This window comes from Luteolibacter arcticus (assembly GCF_025950235.1).
GTDB classification, from domain to species: domain Bacteria; phylum Verrucomicrobiota; class Verrucomicrobiia; order Verrucomicrobiales; family Akkermansiaceae; genus Haloferula; species Haloferula arctica.
This window is the reverse complement of record NZ_JAPDDT010000016.1, coordinates 24,828-41,011: the sequence shown is the minus strand read 5'-3', so window position 1 is coordinate 41,011 and position 16,184 is coordinate 24,828. Positions and strand designations below refer to the sequence as shown.

The 16,184-nt window shown below is 60.5% G+C and carries 8 protein-coding genes; 3 read left to right on the top strand and 5 right to left on the bottom strand.

Annotation, left to right across the window (positions count from 1 at the left end; translation table 11 throughout):
* Positions 1-5: 5 nt before the first annotated feature.
* The 3 genes from OKA05_RS24230 to OKA05_RS24220 form a co-directional block, all read right to left on the bottom strand.
* Positions 6-2,675: a beta strand repeat-containing protein gene (locus tag OKA05_RS24230; protein ID WP_264489792.1), complete on the bottom strand. Its 2,670-nt coding sequence runs from the start codon at positions 2,673-2,675 to the stop codon at positions 6-8.
* Positions 2,676-2,906: 231 nt separating this feature from the next.
* Positions 2,907-3,575, bottom strand: a complete 669-nt coding sequence (locus OKA05_RS24225; protein WP_264489791.1) for a response regulator — start codon at positions 3,573-3,575, stop codon at positions 2,907-2,909.
* Positions 3,572-5,773: a sensor histidine kinase gene (locus tag OKA05_RS24220; protein ID WP_264489790.1), complete on the bottom strand. Its 2,202-nt coding sequence runs from the start codon at positions 5,771-5,773 to the stop codon at positions 3,572-3,574. The genes OKA05_RS24225 and OKA05_RS24220 overlap by 4 nt, the downstream gene beginning before the upstream one ends.
* 345 nt (positions 5,774-6,118) lie before the next feature.
* Between OKA05_RS24220 and OKA05_RS24215 the strand changes: the two genes are divergently transcribed.
* Both OKA05_RS24215 and OKA05_RS24210 read left to right on the top strand, forming a co-directional pair.
* On the top strand, positions 6,119-6,727 hold the full coding sequence (locus OKA05_RS24215; protein ID WP_264489789.1) for an SOS response-associated peptidase family protein: 609 nt from the start codon (positions 6,119-6,121) through the stop codon (positions 6,725-6,727).
* A gap of 64 nt (positions 6,728-6,791) precedes the next feature.
* On the top strand, positions 6,792-9,923 hold the full coding sequence (locus OKA05_RS24210) for a DNA polymerase III subunit alpha (protein WP_264489788.1): 3,132 nt from the start codon (positions 6,792-6,794) through the stop codon (positions 9,921-9,923).
* 485 nt (positions 9,924-10,408) lie between these two features.
* Here OKA05_RS24210 and OKA05_RS24205 read toward each other — a convergent pair whose 3' ends face one another.
* Both OKA05_RS24205 and OKA05_RS24200 read right to left on the bottom strand, forming a co-directional pair.
* On the bottom strand, positions 10,409-11,089 hold the full coding sequence (locus OKA05_RS24205; protein ID WP_264489787.1) for an immune inhibitor A: 681 nt from the start codon (positions 11,087-11,089) through the stop codon (positions 10,409-10,411).
* A gap of 9 nt (positions 11,090-11,098) precedes the next feature.
* Positions 11,099-12,460: a hypothetical protein gene (locus OKA05_RS24200; RefSeq protein WP_264489786.1), complete on the bottom strand. Its 1,362-nt coding sequence runs from the start codon at positions 12,458-12,460 to the stop codon at positions 11,099-11,101.
* 354 nt (positions 12,461-12,814) lie between these two features.
* On the opposite strand from OKA05_RS24200, the gene OKA05_RS24195 reads away from it, so the two are divergent.
* On the top strand, positions 12,815-15,802 hold the full coding sequence (locus tag OKA05_RS24195) for a protein kinase domain-containing protein (RefSeq protein ID WP_264489785.1): 2,988 nt from the start codon (positions 12,815-12,817) through the stop codon (positions 15,800-15,802).
* The last annotated feature ends 382 nt before the right edge of the window (positions 15,803-16,184 follow it).

The following is a 16,184-nucleotide window of genomic DNA, read 5'->3' as shown; positions in this document are numbered from 1 at the left end:
TGGGATCAGTGGTTTGTCACCTTGAGACGCGCGAATCCCTTGGTTTCGCCGCCCGTGAATGTGTAGGAAATCGTCGCGGAAGCATCCGGCGGTGCATGGGTAACCACCGCCGTCCATGGATCGGCCAGGCCGAGATCGTTCGAGATTTCGATGACGTAGGTGACGTCGCGGTTGGCGATCGCTTCGGCACCCTTGGTGAAGGAGACTTGGCTTCCTGTGAAGGTGCCGGGCGAGCCGTTGGACTGGTTCGGCGCGAGGCCAAGCGCATATTCAAGCCCGTTGTCCAAGCCGTCGTGATCCGCGTCCCCGCTGACCGTCAGGTCGGCACCATCCTCAAAGGTGAAGCCGCCGATCCAACCTTGATAGCCCGCTACTTCTGTAACGACCAAGTCGACGGAGAAGTTCTCCTCGTTGTTCTCCAAGTGAGCCTCGACCCCGCTGGGCAATGTGCCGAGGGTAAAGGCGGCAAAGCCCTCGCCACCGATCACGGAGCCCGAGGGATAATAAAGCAGCGGGAAAGTCCCTTCAGAGAAGGTCCCGGCCACCGAAAGGGTCACCGTGCCGTGGGCCGCCAGAGAGGCCGTCGCGTCGAGGGCCGGATTCCCCGAATCGCTGGCGAAGTTGCGCAGGGACAGCGAGGTTCCGCTGGCAAGGTCCAGGTCGGCAACATTCCAGGTGGTGCCCGGATTAAGGTCCACCACGAGCCCGCCGCCGGTCACGGCGGTCGGGCCGGTGTACCCGTTGCTGGCCGTGAGAGTGAGGATACCGGGGCCAGTCTGGGTCAGGCCGCCGGTGCCACCGATGGCATTGCCGCTGAAGTGGATGCCTTGGACGACATCATCACTGCGGTTGAAGGCCAGAGTGCCGTTGGTGGTGATGGTGCTGCTCGTGGAGAGGGAGCCGCTGGTGCCGCCGTTGCCCAACTGTAGCGTGCCCCCGCTGATCGTGGTCGCACCGGTGTAGGTGTTAGCCCCGGTGAGAATCTGGTTACCGCTGCCAGCCTTGTTGAGCGCCAGGACGCCCGAGGAAATGACGCCGCTGAAAGTGCCGGAGCCGTCGGCGATGCCAACCGTCGTGGTCCTCGTTCCGCTCGGCGGGTAGCTGTTGAGCAACGAACCCGCGCCAGTGAGGGCATCGATAGGAACGTTCTCCGCCACGATGTCCAGAGTCGCCCCCGCGGCGATGTGCACCGAGCCTTGGTTGCCAGTCCAGCTCTGCTGGTGAGCACCGTTGCTGAGTGTGCCTGCCTGGATATCGACTAAGCCGCCAGTTCCTAAACTGATGCCGACCCGGCCCGCACTGCCGGTAAACCAGGTTCCCGCTCCCGTTTTGACCAGAGTGCCGGTGCCGGTGATATTGAAAGACTGGGCGGCACTGACGTTGGTGGCCAAGTTGGCTTCACAAATCGTTGTGGTGGCCATGACGACGGAACTCCGGTGGCTGGCCAAGTCAGCCAATCTCAAGGTGCCTTCATTAAGGGCGGTAACGCCCGTGTAGGTGTTGGCACCAGTGAGGGCGAGAGTGCCGCTGCCCGTCTTGTTCAAGCCCTTGCTGCCCGCGAGCACCAAGTCGAGAGTGGCGGTTCGGTTGTTGACCGCGATGGAGGGGGTGCCGGCTGCGATGTCCAGCGTCAGCGGGCCTTCCGTGCCAGCGTTCAAAATCCAGTCATTGCTGGGGGTGGTATCGCCGAAAATCAAATTCGACATCGTCCGCGGACCATCAAGCGTCACTTGCGTGTCTGCGGTCAGATTCAGGGTGCCGAAATCGGCTGTCGCCCCGACGGGGATTACATTGCCCTGCCAATTGGCGGCTTGGCTCCATGAACCGCCGGCCGCATTGGTCCAGACGCCCGAGGATGTGGCTTGAATCGTGTAGGTGGCGCTGGCAATGCCGCTGTCGGTATTGCCATCCAAATGACCGTATGCCTGAAGGGTGGTGGTGCCCACCGGAAGATTCACAGTCAGGCCGGTGGACCCCGACGACGAGGTGTTGGTCGGCGGACTGCCGTTCGTGGTGTAATAGATGGTGGCTCCCGGCGTCCCACAGGAGACGGTCACGGCCCGCTCACCCAGATAGGTGCCCGCCGCCAAACTGAAGGTGGGAGCGAATGTTTCCGTCAACACCCCTTCTGTGAACTTCACCTCAGAAAGACCTACGTATTCATTGGTGGCTCCTGACCATGCCGAATCAATGCCGATCCGGACATGAGTGATTCCGGCTTGGTTGATGGGGAAGGTCTGGGCAGCGACGGGACCCCCCGCCGACTGGGTCAACTGCAAGTCGGAAGCAACTGGGGTGAAGTCGGTGCCGTTGGTCGAAACCAGTAGATCGATCTGTTTCACACCCCGGCCGAGATTACCCGTTTGGCTCATCTGCCAGAGGTGGATATGGGCAATATTGTAGGTGCCGTTGAGATTCAACGTGACGAACTCGTTGTCCACCACGCCACCGCTTGAGTGCCATCCGTTTCCGCCTCCACCTTCACCGAATCCGGCGTGGGTGGCAGTCACGTCATTCGGGACACTCAGCCCCGAGTTGTTGACAAGGTTCGCCGTGCTGATGGAGCCGTGCACATAGCTTGTCGAGGCAGTAGCGGTCACTCCGGCGACTGGAGCCGCAGCCGCAGCCAACGGTGACAGCATCAAGGGCGCGGAGAACGCGAGAAGTTTGGGCAACGGGCGAATGCTCTTGGTTGCGATGGAAGGCGACGGATTCATCTCGATGGAGGCGGGTTGTTTTTTAAAGTTCGGCGCGGCTCAGCGTGTGTCCGGCTTCGAAGCGGAAGCCGTAAAAGGAGGGTTCGCAAAGGGGCGCGAACCTCGGGATGATTGGCTAAATCGCGCGACCCGACTACCCGCCAAAACTGGCGGGTCCCCCCTACCGGGATGACACCGGCCCACCGCGCCCTAACGCTTCATCACCTTGGCCACCGCCTGCGCCCGGGAACGGACCTGCAGCTTGCTGTAGATGTGGCGGATGTGGAAATGCACCGTGTGATCGCTAATCTGGAGCTTCTCGCCGATCTCCTTGTAGAGGAAACCCTCAACCAGGAGATCCAGCACTTCGCGCTCCCGCACGGTCAATTCGAATTCGGCACTCTTCGGGAGCTTCTCGGGCACAGGCCTCTTGAAAGCCTGGACGACCAGTCGGGCGATCTTCGCGGACATCGGCGAGTCGCCGGCCATCACATCCCTGGCAGCGGCGACGAGATCGGCTGCCCTAACCGGCTTCTGGAGATAACCGCAGGCCCCGGCTTCGAGCGAACTGAAAACGGCGTCGCTGTTGTCGTGAACCGTGAGCATCACGAACAAGGTTTCTGTTAGGACCCCCGCCAGTTGCCGGACGCACGAGACGCCATCCATGCCGGGGAGGTTGATATCCATGAACACGACCTGAGGCTTGATGCCCGGCAGCTCGGCCAAGGCCTGCTCCGCATTCACACAAGCCGCGACGCAAGTGATGCCCTCGCTGCCATCCAGAATCTCCCGCAGCGAATCGCGCAGTCCCGCCTGGTCCTCGACTAAGGCGACACGAATGGGAGCGGCGGCCCGTGGAAGTTTGCTTGCTCGGGTCATGAGTGTGCGAGGAGGTCGGGGCTCGTCGCCATGGTGGAGGTGGATTCCAACTGGTTCAGCGGCAAAGTCAATCGGATCACGGATCCAGTACCTTCGGGGGGACTGAGGAATACGCAGTGACCACCAATGGCTGCGGCGCGGGATTGCATGTTCGCCAAGCCGTTGCCGGGTTTCATCGCATCCGCTGGCGGCAAGCCGCGGCCGTTGTCTGAGATTTCCAGGATGAGGTCCTTATCGGTGATCGCGATGCTGAAGGCAACCAGACTGGCCCCGGCGTGTTTGACGACGTTGTGCAAACTCTCCTTCGCGATCATCAGTAGATGGTAGCGCAAGGTGGAGGACAGGCGCATCGCCGGCATGGCCTCGGTGCTGGTGAAATGGCAGCGGATTCCGGCGATGCCGAGGTATTCCTCCGCGTGACCGTGAAGATAGCGGGCGAAACTTTCCAGGGTGTCGTTCGCTGGATCCACCGCCCACACCACGGTACCGAGCTGACGGGTCAGATCGCGTGCGGTCCCGTAGATTTTCTCCAACTGGAGACGGACGTGCTCCGGGTCGTCAATCGAGCGCCCGGCAATTTCGGTGAGGAAGCCGATTCGGGCGAGATTCGCGCCGAGGTCGTCGTGGAGATCGCGGGCGATGCGCGTGCGCTCCTCGGCAAGGGACGCGCGGGCCCGGATCAGGTCCAACTGGCGGGCCGCGCGTCGTTTGGTGAGAAAGCGGGCCAGCCACACCGCGGCGAGCAGCGTGGCGCCGCTGGCGAGACCTTGGACGAGGTGGGACTCCCAAAAATGTTGCCGGGCGTGGATGGGCAAGCTGAGGACGGTGGCGTTCCATTCGCGGTCGCTGTGCAGGGCCTGAGCCTCGAATACCATCTTCCCCGGTGGCGGGCAGGGCATGTCGATGGTCAGCAACTGGGAAGTCTGCCATTCCTCCAAATCCCCGCGAACCCGCCAGCGTAACAAGGTGCCGGTCGGCTTGCCGATTTGCGGAATCCTCAGGCGCAAGGAAAGCCGCCGGACCCCGGGCGGAAGATCGAGACCGCCGCTGACGGGGATTTCCCGGCCATCGGCGAGAGCTGAAACCACTTCTGGAGCCCGCGACTCGTAGACCTCCACCTCCGCGAGTTGCGGCGAGAGCGGGACGGGGCTGTCCGATGAGAGGCGCATGTAGCGGCCGCGGAAGCTCCCCTTCCCCAGAGAGGCGCGAATGACATCGTGCTCGCCGGGCGCGGGATGGCTCCCATCGGCGCGATCGAGGCCTTCCCACACAGGAGGAGCTCCGGTATCCGGATCCTCCTCGTAGATCCGGATCAGGACTCGCGAAAAGCGGTCCAACCATTCATCACCGCGACCCCGGAGATTGATATGATCGAATGCAGCGGAGCGGCCGAGATCGATGTCGAAATGGAAGCCCGCACCAAGCGCTTCGTCCAAGGGGTGGGCGAGGGTCGCGGGCAGGCCGTCGGTGAGCGCCCCCGGTTTCATCACACCATAGAGCGGGTGGGAGCTTTTGACCGGGCAATGCAGCGCGATGTTGGTGGTGGCGCGCACATGTTCCGCAACCCGGAACTCGGTGAGGACGAAGTCGCGAACGTGGCTCCAGCTCATGGCACGCGGGGCGCCCTTGGCATCGAGCAATGGGAAAGCCTCGATGCGGAACCCGGTCGCCCGGCCTCGGGGCACCTGGACAACGAGGCGATAGGTATCGTCCGGAATCACCCCGTTCACACCCGCGGGGCCCACGCTTGAGCGCAAATGGCCGTCCTCCAAGCGAGTGAGGTTGACCACTTCCGCCGCGTAACGCTGGATCACCAGTGACTCCCAGTTTCCATTCAGGGACGGCTGGTCATCCGTCGTATAGGAAAGCGCGAACTCCGCGATCGAGGCGTTGGGACGTCCGGAGAGAAAGAACAGCGAGATATCCAGTTCGGTCGCCTCGACCGGTTTGGCACAGTGGACGACCAGCGACTGTGGCTCGGAAAACTTCGGCGCGACGGACCAGCCAAAGGGTCCGGATTCGATGTCATCGATCACATGAGCCAATTCGGCGGCAGTACCGCTGTGAAACGTGGCCTTCGCGGATGTGAGCGGGATATGCTCCGCGTGCAGGGGCAGCGGGCCGCCGAGGACGCACCAGAACCCCGCCGCGCCCAAAAGGGACTGCGCCGCGTAAACCGCGCCCGGATGCTTCCTCATGGAATCAAGTAGCAAGGTGTTGTTAGGCGAAGGCCTCATAGAATCGATCGGCCATCTGGGAAGTGCCCGGCAGCAATCCCGCCTATCAATCGAGGCTGACCTATTCCTAGCTGTCGGGCAAGACGCGGAATTATGGACCACCGTTCTCATCTTCGCGCTCGGTCACGTAGAAAGGCATCCCATGCATCCGGCAATGCGATGCAATCTCGCACTCCCTCGCCCGCTGTTCCTAGCGTTCGCCGAACACCAGTCTCACTGAAGATGGCATGGCCAAGTTCCGCAAGGACATGGCGCTAGTGTCGATCCATGTGCACCGCCTACGAGATCGGGCAGACGAACTTCGACGTGGACTGGCTGGTTGCCGAAGCGCTTGAGGCATCAATGTTCGAGGAGGGCGTGTATCAGATCGTCCGGCCAACACTGATGTCTCCCGTGATCGTTCCCGACCGGAGCTTCCGGATCGTGTCGTGGGGCTTCCGCTACACCCCCCGAGGCCAGAAGAAGCCGCGGACAGTTGTGAACTCACGTGAGGATCAGCTTAAGATTCGGCTCTGGCGGGACAAGTTCCAGTCGAACCGGTGCCTGATACCGGCGTCCGCCTTCTTCGAGTGGGTGAAAGGTGAGGACGGCAAGATGGTCCCACTCCGTTTCACGCGACCCGGCAACAAGGGTATCCTGATGGCCGGAGTTTGGGGCGAAGAGGAGGGCCGCGGTGAGTGCTTTTCAATGATCACGACGGACCCGACGACTTCAATAGGAGCTATCCACGATCGAATGCCGGCGGTCCTGGCGGAAGATCAGCTACGCCCCTATCTGGAAGGTGAACTCAATGAGTTCGGCCCATCGAAGGTGATGCTCGATTGGGTGCCGACAGAAAACTTTCTCACCCGAAAAAAGAAAGAACCGGCTGCGGCGAAGCCGCAAGATCGTCCCTCCCAGGGCGAGCTTTTTTAAGTTCTGGAGCTCGAGGAATACTGTTCTTTTGAACATTTAAAAAGATTGGGCACGGTGACCCGCCGTGCCTCTCCCCCTGCCAACCTTTTCGGAATTCCACGGGACGTCGGCCTTCTCGTTTCTCCGGGGGGCGAGCCAGCCAGAGACGCTGGTTCACCGAGCCGCGGAACTGGGGTACCGGAGCCTGGCTCTTCCCGACGTGGGGGGCTTCTACGGCTCCGCCCGGGCACACGCCGCCGCCAAGGAGGTCGCCATTCGGGCGATTGTAGCCTCGTCGTTGAAGTTGCCCGACGGAGCCTTCGTTCCCGTCCTCTGCGCCACGCGACGTGGATACCAAATACTCAGCCGGCACCTCACGGATGTTCACTTGGGAACGCCACAGCGAGCCGCGTTGGGCACCGGGGACCTCATTGCGTTGACGGGTGATCGCGAAGGCCCGGTCGTTCGCCACCTCCTTCGCGACGACAAGGACAGTGCGCTAGCCTCCGCCACGAGCCTCGTCGGCACCTTTGGCCCGGGGAACGTCTTCGTGGAACTCAACCGCCACGGCCTTCGTGACGATAGCCGGCTCAATCGTCATCTGATCGATCTGGCGGGCTACCTCAAGCTGCCGCTCGGGGCGTGCAATGCCCCGTTACACGCGACACGTGCCGACCGAATGCTGGCCGACGCGTTCAGCTGCCTCCGGCACCATGTCTCGCTGGATGCCGCTGGCCACCTTCTCGAGCCGAATGGTGAGCGCCATCTAAAATCCCCGCGCCAGATGGTCGAGCTGTTCGCGGACATCCCGGAAGCGATCGACAACGGCCGCCGATTGGAGAAGCGCATTGATTTTACCTTGGAGAACCTCGGCTACCGCTTCCCTGATTACCCGGATGGACGTGGCAATCCGCTCTCGATAGCTGAGCAGCAAACAATGCTCCGCCGATTCACTTACGAAGGATCAGGTAGCCGCTACGCGCCGAACCTTGTTCCTCGCCGGGTGAAGACTCAGCTTGAACATGAGCTAGCCCTGATCGGCCGCCTCGGCTTTGCCGGTTACTTCCTGATCGTCCGCGAGATCATCGAGTTTGCGCGGGGCCGCGGTATCCTCTGCCAAGGCCGGGGCTCCGCGGCAAACAGTGCCGTGTGCTTCTGCTTGGGCATCACGGCGTTCGACCCGGTGGCCAGCGGGCTGCTCTTCGAGCGGTTCCTCAGCGAGAACCGCGAGAGCTGGCCGGACATCGACATCGATTTTCCCTCCGGCGACCACCGCGAGGCGGTCATCCAACACGTCTTCAGGAAGTATGGAGAACGTGGTGCCGCGATGACGGCCAACGTGATCACCTATCGTCCCAAGTCGGCATTCCGGGAAATGAGCAAGGTGCTCGGCTTCCCGCCGGCCACCGCTGATCGCTTCTCCCAAGGGAGCGCGCATGGATCAGACGAGTTTGGCGACCGGGAGCCCGAGCCGGAATGCGAGTTCGAGGCCCGGGTCTCAGCATTGCTGCCGCCGAGCCATCCCAGGCTCCCTGCCTTGTCCCGCCTTTACCACGCGGTCCTCGGTATGCCGCGGCACCTTGGCCAGCACTCCGGCGGCATGATCGTCTGCGACCGGGGGCTCGATGCCGTGGTGCCACTCCAGCGGGCGACGATGCCGGGGCGAACGGTTGTCCAATGGGACAAGGACGACTGCGAAGACCTCGGCATCGTTAAGATCGATCTCCTCGGGCTCGGCATGCTCGCGGCGATGGAGGATGCGATTGCCATCTGTTCCAGCCGGGGGCGTCCGGTCGATCTGGCGAAGATCCCGCACGACGACGAAGCGGTCTACGATCTCATGTGCCGCACCGATACGGTCGGCACCTTCCAGGTCGAGTCACGGGCACAGATGGCGACCTTGCCCATCCTGCGGCCGCGCTGCTTCTACGACGTGGCCGTCGAAGTGGCCATCATCAGACCCGGCCCGATTGTCGGCGAGATGCGGCACCCCTACCTCAATCGCCGTACCGGCATCGAATCGGTCGACCACATCCACCCGCTCTGCGAGCCCATCTTGAAGCGCACGCTCGGCGTTATCCTTTTCCAAGAGCAAATCCTCCGCATCGCGATGGATGTGGCGGGCTTCTCCGGCGCTGAAGCCGATGAACTGCGGCGGACGATGGGCTCGAAACGCTCGCAGGAGAAAATGGGGCGTGTTGTCGAAAAGCTCCGCCGGGGGATGGCGGAGCGAGGAGTGGACGAGGTTGCCCAGGATAGGATCGTCCAAAGCATCGGTGCGTTTGCGCTTTATGGATTCCCGGAAAGCCACGCCATCTCGTTTGCCCTCATTGCCTACGCCTCGTGCTACCTGAAGGTCCACCATGCCGCGGAGTTCTACACCGGCCTGCTCAACAACCAGCCCATGGGATTCTACTCGGTGAATTCCCTGATCCAGGACGGAAAGCGCCGGGGCATTCGATTCCTTCCGGTCTCGGTGGTCCATAGCGAAGACCGGACCACCGTAGTCTCTAACGACAGCGTCCGCCTCGGCCTGCTTCGTATCAAAGGTTTGGGGCGCGAGACCGCAGTACGCATCGCCACCGAACGATGCAGGCGTCCCTTTACCTCGTTGGCCGACTTTCTCGACCGATGCCAACCGAACCAAAAGGAACGCCGGCTGCTCGCGAAGGCGGGCGCGCTCAACCAGCTTCCTTCAGTCGGCCATCGGCGTGCAGGCCTCTGGCAAGTCGAGCTTCCGCTCTACCGCGACCTGCTGCCCCCGGAGCCTCGGGAGGATGTTCTGCCTGCGATGGCGATGGCGGAGCGCCTCGCGGCGGACTACACCACGCAGAGCGCTTCAGCCGGGCCTCATCCTGTGCGCTTATGGCGTGAGCAACATCCCGAGCTGAAGCTGCCGCGCTCCGTCGATCTCATCAGGTTGCCGCATGGCTTCCCCGTGAGCATTGCCGGCATGGTCATCTGTCGCCAACGACCGGGCACCGCCAAGGGTCACTGCTTCATCTCCCTTGAAGACGAGACGGGTATCGCGAACCTGTTTGTGCCGAAAACGACCTTCCACACCTACCGGCTGGTGATCACGGCCGAATCGTTCTTACTCGCGGAGGGGAGGGTTCAGATCGGTGAAGGCGACCAGGCGACCGTCTACGTCACCTCGATCCGCCCGATGCCCGGCAGTGATGCAGCCCTGACCGGCGGCTCCCACGACTTCCATTAGGAAGAAGCGGCCGGTCCGAAGCCGCTCGATCTGGTCCGTCCTGATCTATCCCGTGTGACGCTCCATAGGTGTCGGATATCCGACACCTACCATCCGGCACATCCAAGGATCTACCAACGGTGCTACTAACCCCCCTTACGTTTCATCCACATGCTGCCATCCTACCCTATGGATTTCGCCACGCGCCGATCCAGAAGAACATGCGCTCCTCTCGATTCTTCGAAATCCTCGCTTCCATGACCCTGTAGCCTGGTCGCCTTCCCACTTCCTCATAACGAATTCCACCAGGCAGCCATAAATTCAACTTGTTCGATCAATGGCCGAGCCACGATACGTCGTGAACGGCAGAGGTGGTCGCCCGGAACGTAATCACGAAGTCCCCAGCGTCGTTCCGGGCTACCGGTCCGAGGGCGGCATCAGGCATCAGCGGGTTCCTTTGCATGATGAATTCCAGAATATTCGCACAGCCATCCCGGTCCGTATCGTCATCCCCCCCATACAGCAGCTTCCTTGGTCAAGTCTGGATAAGCTCCGGGAAAATAGCCCGCCCGCCAGGCAGCATAGTCACTCTCAGGACCGTCGACCACCTCCACGTCATCCAGATACCAACCCGGCGCAGCTGCCGCAGCTCCCGTTTCGCAGAGGAATCCGATCTCGATGGATTGTCCGGAGTGATCGTCGAGGGCCATGCATACCCACTCCCACCCGGTACTTTGACCACTCACCGAAGCTCCTTCCAAGTTGATCCACTCCGCCCCCACCTGGCGCACTTGGATCCGTCCGATGCTTCCTGATGAAAAGCGATGCCATTGTCTGAAGCGTAGCCGTGGTGATACCGAAGAGACAGGAATGGTGATCGAACCAACGCTGGCGATGCGGCGGGTGATAGCCGGAATGGCCCCAGCCGCGAGACCGGTAGCCGCGACGCCAGATGCAGAGACCGCATTGCCCGGGCCACCCGTCACCGGGCCGATCTCCCAATCACCTCCGGCCTGCCAACGACCGGCGGCACCGGCATCGTCGAATTTCTCTGACCATAACACCCCGCCCAAAGACGGCAGCGTTAACATGCTCAACCATGCCGCGAAGATCGCCAAGAGGAGCGGAGGAGGCCGGACGCAGGCCTGCTTTCTATCCGGCGTGCAGGGATGAATCGGGGAGGACATGGGAGAAAATCATTCCTGGATGATGGCACGCACACGGTAGAAGCGTCGTGCTTCCAGCGGTTCCGCGACGGAGTGGCGGGTTGTCGTCCCGCTTGGAATACTGGCGATCCTCGTCTTCAGCGGGTCGACAATGGTCCATCCCTGCCTGCCGACCTTGCGCGCCGCCTCGCGCCAGGAATTCAATAGCAGCGATGGGCTCGACTCCACGATCAGAACGACATCCTCGGGGCCGGGTGCCGGGAGCAAGAATTCGAGACCGGCCCGCTTCTCCAGCACTTCAGCCCCGTCTTCAGCCCCTACCATAGCTTGGGTGAGAATCCCCTTCGGCAGACGCTGCGAGTCCGCGGCAGGAACCGCACCCATGCCTGGCAAGCCGAAAGCATACGCGATGGCGTTCGGTATCCCATCGCCATTCGGATCCACATCGCCTCCTCGACCTTGAAAGGTGGCGCCTTCCTCATAGATCCAGTGCGCATAAATCACCCTGCGCGTGGCCACCCTGCGGAAGAAGGCCCGCTTCATGCCGTGGGTCGTGATGTGGGCGTCCAGCTTCAAGTGATCGCCCCCATCCTGGACGAGATTGTAAAGGATCCCGCCCGTGTACCAGCGATGCAGGTCCGGCGACCATTCAACGTAGTGATCGACGAGATGGTTGGTCACCGGCGTTTGGCGGTGAGAGAAAATCGCCTTTCCGTTTTGCACACGCAGCGATCCGGCAAGTCCCGCGTCGCCCTGAAGAGGATCGGTGGCCGAGAGGAACTCGAAGAGATTGGACACGCCGTCACCATCAGGGTCGGCATCATCTCCCCACAGGGAGTTTCGCATCGCGGGATTGCCAACCGCTCCACCGAAGCTCCCGCCTCGCCAACCGAGGTAGTCGTCATTCACGATCGTCGTGCTCGTTTGCCCACCCGGTGCCAGCGCCTGCAACTGCTGCTGGCCGAGGAAATCCACGGCCACCGCGTGAAATGCCAGATGCTGGCCGAAGTAGCCGGGGTAAATTGCGTGGGTCAGGGTCGTGTCATCCAGCCACAGCGTGAACGCCTGTCCATCCACCGACACATAGACGTCGAAGGAATTGATGCCGACGCCACCGCGATCATCGCCGGCCCAGCGGACGTCGATTTGCGTTTCCTCGCTGCTCGGGGGAAGCGGCAGCACCGAACCGGTCGGCGGGCCATCGTCCAAGGTAACCAGCGCCTCCTTGGACGGATCGGTGCCTTTGGAAGCGTCCTGAGGATCGATCTGATTGGTAGCGATGATCTCGTTGGTATCGAACCGAATCTTGGCGACGTTCCGGACGCCTCGTGACCTGGAACAAGCCCGCGCAATCCCCTGCCGCCCGCCTACTTTCCATGGGAGGGACGGCACGCCCCTGCCCGCCACGCTGCAGGTGCGCTACATCCGCTTCCGCTTCGAAAACCGCGAGGGCAAGAACAGCGAAATGGTGCTCGTCACCACCCTGACCGATGCTGCGGAGATCGATTGGGCCGAGCTTGCCTAATTCTACGACACCAGCTGAGAGATCGAGCTCAAGGTGCGCGACCTCGAGACCACTCTCGTCTCGGAGCGCTTCGAGGTCAAAAGCCCCGCGCCGGCGCCCAAGACGCTGCGCATGATGGGATTTGACTCAACCGATCAGGATTGTAATACGCACCAACAGGCAACGCAATCGGTGCCTTGGCCCTCGTCCGTTTGCGTCTGGCAAACATCCGGTGATTCTCCATGGAAACCCCCACGAACAGTAATCGCCATGCCCTCCCTCCAGGAGAGAAAGTAGGAAAATTCACCATTCAGAATGTCCTCGGTCAGGGTGGATTCGGGATTACCTACCTTGCATACGATCAGCAACTTCATCGGGAAGTTGCCCTCAAGGAATTGTTTCCGGTCGATCTCGTAGTTCGATCCGAGAAGACAATATTCCCCCGTGACGCATCACTCGAAAAGGATTTCCAGCGGGCACGCTCCCGATTTATTAAAGAAGGGATAGCACTTGCCAGATTCAATCACCCCGCAGTCGCTCAGGTACACGAAATTATCGAAGGAAACGGGACGGCCTATATCGTCACTAAACTCGAAGAGGGGCGAACACTCGAAACCTACCTTCGGGATCTCAATAAACGACCTGACCGCGGGGAAATTATTTCCCTGCTCCTGCCACTTCTCGACGGATTGAAAGCCGTTCACTCAAGCGGCTACCTACATCGGGACATCAAGCCGTCAAATATCATGATAGGATACGACGGCCAGCCTGTCCTCATCGATTTTGGCAGCGCCCGAAGCTCCATACAGAACCGGGCAGTTATGACCGCCGTAGTCACACCAGGCTACGCCCCCTTCGAGCAGTATTCTGAATCTGGAGACCAGGGTCCTTGGTCAGATCTCTTTTCTCTGGCCGGAGTGATGGTGCGCGCGATTCGGGGAGAAACGCCGCCGGACGTAATGGGCCGCATCGTCCAAAGATCAGACAGCGATCCCTATGTGCCTCTCCACTCTGATCCCGCACTTGTCGAAGAGTACGGCGCTCCTCTTTTGAGATCTATTGACAAAGCCATGTCCGTCGAGACGGACAGCCGACCACAATCCGCTGCGGAATGGCGGGCCATGATCGTGGCAGACTCACAAGAGACTGGATCAGCTAAGAAAAGCCTCGCCTCACAACTAGGCATTCTTTTTCGAAAGCTCCTACCGACATCCGCAAAGAGAGAGAGAGAGCCCGTAGTCCGCGGTGTACTTCCCGATTCACAATTCTTCCCGAAAACCGAAGATTCCCACGCGACGAAGCTTGGAGACGACAAGACTGTAAGCTGGTCACGCCCCGAAAACGGGGAAATCGTCGAAGACAGCCAGAAGACGCGCATTATCCGCAGGAGCCCTTCGCACCCCTCGGATTCCGTTTCGCCCACGGAAGAAATCGACGGGGACGAGCGTACCATCCTCCAACCTCGACCCAACCAATCGCGATTGCTTCGAGATGAGTTCGAGGCCTCTCCCGATCTCGATCAGACGAGGATTCTCGGAGGCGGCGGCGCCCCTGGGGAGGACTACGGCTCGCCCGATTCTTCCGCCCTCATCATCACAAAATGCCCGTCTCCCGAACGCCTCGGACAGCGAGTCGTGCTCGATCGATATCCCTTCACCGTAGGGCGAGTGCGAGATTCCGACCTCTCGATCCCCTCTGACGACGGAATGTCACGCACACACGCCGTCTTTGATAGTCGAGACGATCGTATCTACATCAGCGATGCAGCATCCGCCAATGGAGTCTATGTCAACGGAGTCCAACTCCCGTCCAACACTCCCCGGCAACTCGCTTACGGCGATGAGATCCGCCTGACTGCCAATACCACCCTGACATTCACCCGAAACATTCCCTCCGTTTTCCCTGAGCTCACCGGTGGCGTCCTTGACCGGCGCTACATCCTCACCCGGCAAACCTCCCTGAAATCGAATTCGCATTGGTACGAGGGACATCGCGAAACCGGACCCTCCGGCTCTCAAGTTCAACGCGTCGCCATCAAGCTACTTTCCCCCGACACCAGTAACCAACCCCATTACCTCGATGCAATCGGTCGGGAAGTCAGTATGGTTTCCGGGCTGCAAAATCCCAATATATGTCCCATCATGGATTTTGGGTGTTCCGCTACTATATTCGACCCTGCCAATGATCGACTACAACTCTCGAACTTTGCCTACATTGCCTACGCGTTCATGGGGGGCGGCGACCTCTCCGATAGGATGAATCGTCCAGTGCCAATGCCGCTGGATGTCATCCTCGGCTGGCACAAAACGATTTGCGACGCGCTCTCATTTGTGCACGAAAACGGCATCCTTCACGCGGGGCTGAAGCCGGCCTCTATCGTCTTCGATGACAAGGGAAACCCCTACCTCACAGACTTTGCCTTTGCCGCCACGCAGACCGACAAGTCCGATTTCGTCATGGGTGCCCCCGCCTTTCTGGCACCGGAACAATGGAAGGGCGAAAAAACTTCCCCGGCTACCGATCAGTACTCCATGGCCGCCATTGCATACCTGATGATTACCCACCGGCGCCCCTTTGAAGGGCAGGAGATCCCCGAGGTTCGAAAACGCAATTTTGAAATGGGTCCTGAACCCATCGCCAAGTGCGCCGCCCGGGCCGACGTGAAAATCCCCCGCGCGTTGAACGCTGTGTTCACCCGCGCCCTTTGCGAAAATCCGGACGACCGCTTTCCAACTATAAAAGACTATCATCGGGAACTGGTGCGCGCCGCTTCTGGGAAAAGAGCCGACTCCCGCGTTTCCGTTTTCATGAGCTACCGCAGAGGGCAGAACAGTTCCGGATGGGCCACCTTCTTTCAAAGAGAACTGGAGCGCGAGCACGGATTCAGAGTCTTCCTCGACACACAAAAGCAGGACGCCGCCATGATGGTCACCGACAAGATTGCCTATGAGATCGAAAACTGTGATATTTTCGTCTGCCTTCTCTCTTCCGAAACATTCGCCTCAGATTGGGTGCTGAAAGAGATTGAAATGGCCTACAACAACAACAAGCCGATGATCTCGGTGCGGCAGGAGAGCTTCGGCGAAAGCAGTATAAGCCTTGACTACCCCGAGCATGTCAAAGCTCTTCTATCATACGATGGAATCAGGCTGCTCGACCTCCAGAACGAGTATGTCACCGAGGCCGTCACAAAACTCGCCCACCGCATCAAAATAACCGTGGACGAGTAGCCGGATTCAATAAATCCCTTCTTCTTTCCCATTGCATGGGTTCAGTTCTCGCATTTTAATCCCAAGAGGTCAGTTCTGAATGGCACAAACTCAGGGAGAACCTCGCCAAATCAACGACTTGCGATCCCAAGCACCGAGGCGGTGACGGGTACGATGCCGCTATGATCTCCAATGAGATCTCGGCAGTCACTCCCACCATAGCCACGGAGGCCGAACTCATCCCAAAACGACCTTAAGTTCGTGCCTTTCGGGTCAGTCTTTGAACTTTGAATCTAGCTTTGGAGCGTGTCCTGTGTTCTTCGGAGCCCGAGGAGGTCTGACGGCGCTCATTCAAGTTAAGTCGCCAGATTTCTTCGCGCGGCCAGACTCACTCGGGGTGGCG